Annotated in this window: 6 protein-coding genes; all 6 read left to right on the top strand. The window is 59.6% G+C overall.

Annotation, left to right across the window (positions count from 1 at the left end; genetic code table 11):
- Nucleotides 1-48 precede the first annotated feature (48 nt).
- The 6 genes from lpxD (at nt 49) to dnaE (ending at nt 7793) form a co-directional block, all read left to right on the top strand.
- Complete coding sequence (gene lpxD / locus ACIOWE_RS28410) at nt 49-1104, top strand: UDP-3-O-(3-hydroxymyristoyl)glucosamine N-acyltransferase (RefSeq protein ID WP_401398201.1); 1056 nt, start codon at nt 49-51, stop codon at nt 1102-1104.
- 106 nt (nt 1105-1210) lie between these two features.
- Complete coding sequence (gene fabZ, locus ACIOWE_RS28415) at nt 1211-1651, top strand: 3-hydroxyacyl-ACP dehydratase FabZ (RefSeq protein WP_003222142.1); 441 nt, start codon at nt 1211-1213, stop codon at nt 1649-1651.
- Entirely contained in the window at nt 1648-2424 is a 777-nt protein-coding gene (lpxA, locus tag ACIOWE_RS28420) for an acyl-ACP--UDP-N-acetylglucosamine O-acyltransferase (RefSeq protein ID WP_201235011.1), read from the top strand. The genes fabZ and lpxA overlap by 4 nt, the downstream gene beginning before the upstream one ends.
- 2 nt (nt 2425-2426) lie before the next feature.
- The gene (gene lpxB, locus ACIOWE_RS28425) at nt 2427-3557 is read left to right on the top strand and encodes a lipid-A-disaccharide synthase (RefSeq protein WP_401398203.1); all 1131 of its coding nucleotides are present in this window, start codon (nt 2427-2429) and stop codon (nt 3555-3557) included.
- 11 nt (nt 3558-3568) lie between these two features.
- Complete coding sequence (rnhB, locus tag ACIOWE_RS28430; RefSeq protein WP_401398209.1) at nt 3569-4195, top strand: ribonuclease HII; 627 nt, start codon at nt 3569-3571, stop codon at nt 4193-4195.
- Between the two features lie 76 nt (nt 4196-4271).
- Nucleotides 4272-7793, top strand: a complete 3522-nt coding sequence (gene dnaE / locus ACIOWE_RS28435; RefSeq protein WP_401398205.1) for a DNA polymerase III subunit alpha — start codon at nt 4272-4274, stop codon at nt 7791-7793.
- The last annotated feature ends 163 nt before the right edge of the window (nt 7794-7956 follow it).

Here is a 7956-nt window from a genome sequence, read left to right on the forward strand (position 1 = left end):
GTCATCACGCGCCAGGTTATCGAGCGCATGAATCAGCTGAAGTAACCCATGACCGTGACTATCAAGCTCGGCCAGTTGGCCGAGTTCCTCGGCGCCACCCTGCGTGGCGACCCGGAGAAGCAAATTACTGGGCTAGCCACTTTGCAAGAGGCTGGCCCAGCTCAGTTGAGCTTTCTGGCAAATCCTCAATATCGTAAATACCTGGCGGCTTCGCAGGCAGCAGCGTTGCTGCTCAAGGAAGCGGATGCCGAAGGTTTTTCCGGTAATTCGCTGGTCGTGCCGGACCCTTATCTGGCTTATGCCCGTATCTCTCACTTGTTCGATCCCAAGCCAAAAGCCACTGCGGGTATCCATCCATCAGCGGTAATTGCAGCTGACGCGCTGGTTGATCCGAGCGCCAGCGTCGGGCCTTTTGTGGTGATCGAGACCGGGGCGCGGATTGGTGCGCAAGTGACACTGGGCGCGCATTGCGTGATCGGTGCGCGCAGTGAAATCGGTGAGGGCGGCTGGCTCGCTCCACGGGTGACGCTGTATCACGATGTGCGCATCGGCAAGCGTGTGGTGATCCAGTCCGGTGCCGTGCTCGGTGGTGAAGGCTTCGGCTTCGCCAATGAGAAAGGTATCTGGCAGAAAATCGCCCAGATCGGTGGCGTGACCATCGGCGACGATGTCGAGATTGGCGTGAATACCGCCATCGACCGCGGTGCTTTGGCCGATACCGTGATCGGCAATGGCGTGAAGCTCGATAACCAGATTCAGATTGCCCACAACGTCCAGGTCGGTGATCACACTGCGATGGCGGCGTGCGTGGGGATTTCCGGCAGCACCAAAATCGGTAAGCACTGCATGCTCGCCGGCGGTGTCGGTCTGGTCGGCCACATTGATATTTGCGACAACGTTTTCCTGACCGGGATGACCATGGTGACCCACTCGATTACCGAGCCGGGTGCCTATTCTTCCGGGACAGCCATGCAACCGGCGGCCGAATGGCGCAAAAGCGCGGCACGCATCCGTCAGCTCGATGACATCGCGCGACGTTTGAAACAGCTGGAAAAGCGCGTAGGGGAAGTGACCCCTGACGGCAATGCTTCATCAGATGGCTGATACCATTTCCATATCAAGTGTGCACAGCCGCTAGACTGCCTCCTTGATTTGCTAGAGGAGTGCGCGTCAGTCGCGCTCCCAATCTTTACATAGGCTTCCCCCCGAAATGATGGACATCAACGAGATTCGCGAATACCTGCCTCACCGTTACCCGTTCCTGCTGGTGGACCGGGTGGTGGAACTGGACACTGAAGGCAAGCGCATTCGCGCCTACAAGAATGTCAGCATCAATGAGCCGTTCTTCAATGGTCACTTCCCGGCGCATCCAATCATGCCGGGCGTGCTGATCATCGAGGCCATGGCTCAGGCTGCCGGGATCCTCGGTTTCAAAATGCTCGACGTCAAACCGGCCGACGGCACCCTGTATTACTTCGTCGGCTCCGACAAGCTGCGCTTCCGCCAGCCTGTGCTGCCGGGTGACCAGTTGATCCTGGAAGCCAAGTTCATCAGCTGCAAGCGCCAGATCTGGAAATTCGAATGCCAGGCTTCGGTCGACGGCAAGCCAGTCTGCTCCGCTGAAATCATCTGCGCGGAACGCAAGCTATGAGTTTGATTGACCCTCGCGCAATCATCGATCCGTCGGCCGTACTGGCTGACGGCGTCGAGGTCGGCCCGTGGTCGATCATCGGCGCAGGTGTGGAAATCGGCGAGGGTACCGTGATCGGGCCGCATGTGATCCTCAAAGGCCCGACCCGCATCGGCAAGCACAATCGCATCTACCAGTTTTCCTCGGTAGGCGAAGACACGCCTGATCTGAAGTACAAGGGTGAAGATACCCGTCTGGTGATCGGCGACCACAACGTCATCCGCGAAGGCGTGACGATTCACCGTGGCACCGTGCAGGACCGCTCCGAAACCACGCTGGGCGATCACAACCTGATCATGGCCTATGCCCACATCGGTCATGACAGCGTCATCGGCAACCACTGCATTCTGGTCAACAACACTGCGTTGGCCGGCCATGTGCACGTCGAAGACTGGGCGATCCTCTCCGGGTTCACTTTGGTGCATCAGTATTGCCACATCGGCGCCCACAGCTTTTCCGGCATGGGTACCGCCATCGGCAAGGACGTTCCGGCGTACGTCACGGTGTTTGGTAACCCTGCCGAAGCGCGCAGCATGAACTTCGAAGGCATGCGCCGTCGCGGTTTCAGCGAAGACGCTATCCATGCATTGCGCCGCGCCTACAAAACCGTTTATCGCCAAGGACTGACGGTCGAGCAGGCCCTGGCAGAACTGGCCGAGCCTGCGGCCCAGTTCCCGGAAGTTGCGGTGTTCCGCGACTCCATCCAGTCGTCGACTCGCGGCATTACTCGCTGATCATGGCCAATTTGCGTATTGCGCTGGTGGCGGGTGAGGCTTCCGGTGACATTCTGGGCGCCGGTCTTATGCGCGCCCTCAAGGCACAGCATCCGGCGGTCGAGTTCATCGGTGTCGGCGGTCCGCTGATGCAGGCTGAAGGCCTTACATCCTATTTTCCCATGGAGCGCTTGTCGGTCATGGGCCTGGTGGAAGTCCTCGGCCGGCTGCGTGAGTTGCTCAAGCGCCGCAAGGACCTGATCGCCACGCTGATCGCCGAGAAACCGGACGTGTTCATCGGTATCGATGCGCCGGACTTCAACCTCAATATCGAACTCAAGCTGCGTCAGGCCGGAATCAAGACCGTGCACTACGTCAGCCCGTCGGTGTGGGCGTGGCGGCAGAAGCGCGTGCTGAAGATTCGCGAAGGCTGCGACCTGATGCTGACGCTGTTGCCGTTCGAAGCAAAATTCTACGAAGAGAAGGACGTACCGGTGCGGTTCGTCGGTCATACCCTGGCCGACACCATTCCGCTGGAGGCCGATCGAGCCGCTGCGCGTGCCGAATTGGGCTTACCCGACGGCCCGCTGGTGGCGTTGATGCCTGGCAGTCGCGGCGGAGAAGTCAGCCGCCTTGGCGCACTGTTCCTCGACACTGCCGAGCGTCTGCGTGCCATGCGTCCGGGGTTGCGTTTCGTCATGCCGTGCGCCAATGCAGAGCGTCGCGCGCAGATCGAGGCGTTGCTGATCGGCCGCGATCTGCCGGTGACGTTGCTCGACGGCAAGTCGCATCTGGCCTTGGCGGCGTGTAACGCGGTGCTGATTGCTTCCGGCACGGCCACCCTCGAAGCGCTGCTGTACAAGCGGCCGATGGTGGTGGCTTATCGCTTGGCGCCACTGACGTTCTGGATTCTCAAACGCATGGTCAAGAGCCCGTATGTGTCCTTGCCTAACCTGCTGGCCCAGCGCTTGCTGGTGCCGGAATTGTTGCAGGATGATGCGACAGTTGACGCCTTGGCGCAGACCTTGTCGCCATTGATCGAGGGCGGTGAAGAACAGACCCGCGGCTTTGACGAGATTCATCGTACGCTGCGCCGTGACGCTTCCAATCAGGCGGCGGACGCCGTCCTCAACCTGATCGGTCAAACACGATGAGCAAGAAAGATATGCAAATGGGCCTGGATTTCACTCTGGTCGCCGAAGTCGAAGAACTGGTAGCCGGTGTCGATGAAGTCGGTCGCGGCCCATTGTGCGGTGCGGTGGTGACGGCTGCGGTGATTCTCGATCCGAACCGGCCGATCGTTGGTCTCAACGACTCGAAGAAACTCACCGAAGCCAAGCGCGAAAAGCTCTACGACGAGATCATCGAGAAGTCCCTGAGCTGGTGCATTGCCCGCGCCGAAGTCGAAGAAATCGACGAGTTGAACATCCTCCACGCGACCATGCTGGCCATGCAACGCGCAGTGGCGGGGCTGCACATTCAGCCGAAACTGGCGATGATCGACGGCAACCGCTGCCCGAAACTGCCGATGCGCGCTGAAGCGGTGGTGCAGGGTGACGGCAAGGTACCGGCGATTGCCGCCGCGTCGATTCTGGCCAAGGTCAGCCGTGACCGCGAGATGGCCGCGTTTGAACTGATCTACCCGGGTTACGGCATTGGTGGCCATAAAGGCTACCCGACGCCCGTTCATCTGGAAGCGTTGGTCCGTCTTGGCCCGACACCGATTCACCGGCGTTCGTTTGCGCCGGTGCGTCAGGCTTATGAAGCATTGGAAGGCTTGACGCAGGTTTAGTCGCAAGGCTGATGTTTTGTTCGAGGCCCGGTACAATCCGGGCCTTGTTGTCTCTATGTAACTGGACAGGATCACTATGCCGGCTTCATTCGTTCATCTACGCCTGCACACTGAATACTCCCTGGTCGACGGGCTGGTGCGGATCAAGCCACTGGTCAAGGCGCTGACCGGCATGAACATGCCGGCGGTCGCGGTCACCGACCAGAACAACATGTGTTCCCTGGTCAAATTCTATAAAAACACCATGGGCGCAGGCATCAAGCCGATCTGCGGCGCCGACCTGTGGCTGTCGAACAAGGATCCGGACGGGCCATTGAGCCGGCTCAGCCTGTTGGTCATGAACGCCAAGGGCTATCGCAACCTCACGGAGTTGATCTCGCGCGGCTTCATCGAAGGTCAGCGCAACGGCATGATCATTGTCGAGCGCGAGTGGGTCGCCGAGGCCAACGAGGGCCTGATCATGCTGTCCGCCGCGAAAGAAGGCGAGATCGGCATGGCGATGATCGGCGGCAACCCGGCCGAGGCCGAAGCGTTGGCGCGCGAATGGATGGCGGTGTTCCCGGAGCGTTTCTATCTGGAGATCCAGCGCACCAATCGCCCTAACGACGAAGAGCAACTGCACGGCGCCGTGGCCCTGGCCGACAAGCTTGGCGCGCCGCTGGTGGCGACCAACGATGTGCGCTTCATCAAGCAGGAAGACTTCGCCGCTCACGAAACCCGCGTGTGCATCGGTGAGGGCCGCGCCCTCGACGATCCGCGCCGTTCGAAGAATTACAGCGATCAGCAATACCTCAAAAGCGCCGAGGAAATGGCCGAGCTGTTCAGCGACATTCCCGACGCGATCGAAAACACCGTCGAGATCGCCAAGCGCTGCAACATCGACGTGAAGCTGGGCACACACTTCCTGCCCAACTTCCCGATTCCCGATGGCATGACCATCGACGAGTATTTCCGCAAAGTCTCCTTCGACGGCCTCGAAGAGCGACTGGCGGTGCTGCTGCCAAAAGACACCACCGAAGACTACGAAGCCAAGCGTCAGGTCTACGTCGACCGCTTGAATTTCGAGCTGGATATCATCATCCAGATGGGCTTCCCCGGTTACTTCCTGATCGTGATGGACTTTATCCAGTGGGCCAAGAGCAATGGCGTGCCGGTCGGTCCTGGCCGTGGCTCGGGTGCCGGCTCGCTGGTGGCTTACGTTCAGAAGATCACCGACCTCGACCCGCTCGAATATGACCTGCTGTTCGAACGTTTCCTTAACCCGGAACGGGTATCGATGCCCGACTTCGACGTCGACTTTTGCATGGACGGTCGTGACCGGGTGATCGACTATGTGGCCGAGAAATACGGCCGCAACGCGGTAAGCCAGATCATCACGTTCGGTTCCATGGCCGCCAAGGCTGTGGTGCGTGACGTGGCGCGGGTGCAGGGCAAGTCCTACGGCCTGGCGGATCGTCTGTCGAAGATGATTCCGTTCGAAGTCGGCATGACCCTGGAAAAAGCCTACGAGCAGGAAGAAATCCTCCGTGACTTCATCAAGGTCGATGAAGAGGCTGCCGAAATCTGGGAGATGGCGCGCAAGCTCGAGGGCGTCGTGCGTAACGTCGGTAAACACGCCGGTGGTGTGGTTATCGCGCCGACCAAGCTGACCGACTTCTCGCCAATCTATTGCGACGAGGCTGGCGACGGTCTGGTAACCCAGTTCGACAAGGATGACGTTGAGGCCGCCGGTCTGGTGAAGTTCGACTTCCTCGGCCTGCGGACCCTGACGATCATCGACTGGGCGCTGAAAACCATTAACCGCGACCGCGCCAAGGTCGACGAGCCGCCGCTCGATATCGCGTTTATTCCGCTCGACGACAAACCGACTTACACATTGCTGCAAAAAGCTGAAACCACCGCGGTGTTCCAGCTTGAATCCCGCGGCATGAAAGAGCTGATCAAAAAGCTCAAGCCCGACTGCCTGGAAGACTTGATCGCACTGGTGGCGCTGTTCCGTCCGGGCCCGTTGCAGTCCGGCATGGTGGACGACTTCATCAACCGTAAGCACGGTCGCGCCGAACTCGCGTATCCGCACTCGGACTACCAGTACGAAGGCCTCAAGCCTGTATTGGCACCGACTTACGGCATCATCCTGTATCAGGAACAGGTGATGCAGATTGCCCAGGTCATGGCCGGTTACACCCTCGGCGGTGCGGACATGCTGCGACGGGCAATGGGTAAGAAAAAGCCCGAGGAAATGGCCAAGCAGCGTGGCGGCTTCATTGAGGGTTGCGCGACCAACAATATCGACGCCGACCTCGCCGGCAACATTTTCGACCTGGTGGAAAAATTCGCCGGTTACGGCTTCAACAAATCCCACTCCGCCGCCTACGGTCTGGTGTCGTACCAGACTGCTTGGCTGAAAGCCCATTACCCGGCGCCGTTCATGGCCGCGGTACTGTCGGCGGATATGCACAACACCGACAAGGTCGTGACCTTGATCGAGGAAGTGCGCACGATGAAGCTGCGCCTCGACGCGCCGGACGTGAACACTTCGGAGTTCAAGTTCACGGTGAACGACGACGGCCGCATCGTTTACGGCCTCGGCGCGATCAAAGGCGTCGGCGAAGGCCCGGTGGAAGCGATCACCGAGGCGCGTCAGGAAGGTCCGTTCAAGGATTTGTTCGATTTCTGCGCCCGTGTCGACCTCAAACGTATCAACAAGCGCACCCTCGACGGTTTGATTCGCAGTGGTGCACTGGATCGTCTCGGCCCGTACTTTCACGACGAGCAAAAGGCTTATCAGGCCAATATCGACCGCAACCGCGCCGTACTGCTGGCGGCGATGGAAGAGGCGATCAAGGCTGCCGAACAAACCGCGCGCACCCACGACAGCGGCCACGCCGACCTGTTTGGCGGGTTGTTTGTCGAGGAAGATGCCGACGTTTATGCGACGCATCGCAAGGCCAAGGAGCTGACTCTCAAGGAACGCCTCAAGGGTGAAAAAGACACCTTGGGTCTGTACCTGACTGGTCACCCGATCGACGAATACGAAGGCGAGATTCGCCGTTTCGCCCGCCAGCGCATCATCGATCTGAAACCGGCGCGCGACACGCAAACCGTCGCGGGGATGATCATTGCCCTGCGCGTGATGAAGAACAAGAAAGGCGACAAAATGGGCTTCATTACCCTCGACGACCGCTCCGGGCGGATCGAGGCGTCGCTGTTTGCCGATGCGTTCCATTCCGCGCAATCGCTGTTGCAGACCGACGCGATGGTGGTGGTCGAAGGTGAGGTCAGTAATGACGACTTCTCCGGCGGCCTGCGCCTGCGGGTCAAGCGTGTGATGAGCATGGAGGATGCGCGCACCAATCTGGCCGAAAGCCTGCGTCTGAAGCTGCAGACCCAGGATTTGAAAGGCGATCAGCTACGCTGGTTGGGCGACTTGCTCAAGCGTCATCGCGGCGCGTGCCCGATTACCATGGAGTACACCAGCCCCGATGCGAAGACCTTGCTGCAGTTTGGCGAGACCTGGCGAATCGACCCGGCGGATGCCTTGATTCAAGCCCTGCGTGACCAGTTCGGGCGAGACAACGTCTTCCTCCAATACCGTTGACCGGCAGGTGGTACCAGAATGCCTGCCCGCAACCTGAATTTTTAATCTCGACCTTAGCGCGCCTCTCCCTTAAGGTAGGGCGCGAATAGACAACCGGCCGGCCCAAGCTCATTTGGGACACGACCCAAGACGGACGCCTATGAACCCGAATTTTCTAGATTTC

The sequence above is a fragment of the Pseudomonas sp. NPDC087598 genome (genome assembly GCF_044743525.1).
Classification (GTDB): domain Bacteria; phylum Pseudomonadota; class Gammaproteobacteria; order Pseudomonadales; family Pseudomonadaceae; genus Aquipseudomonas.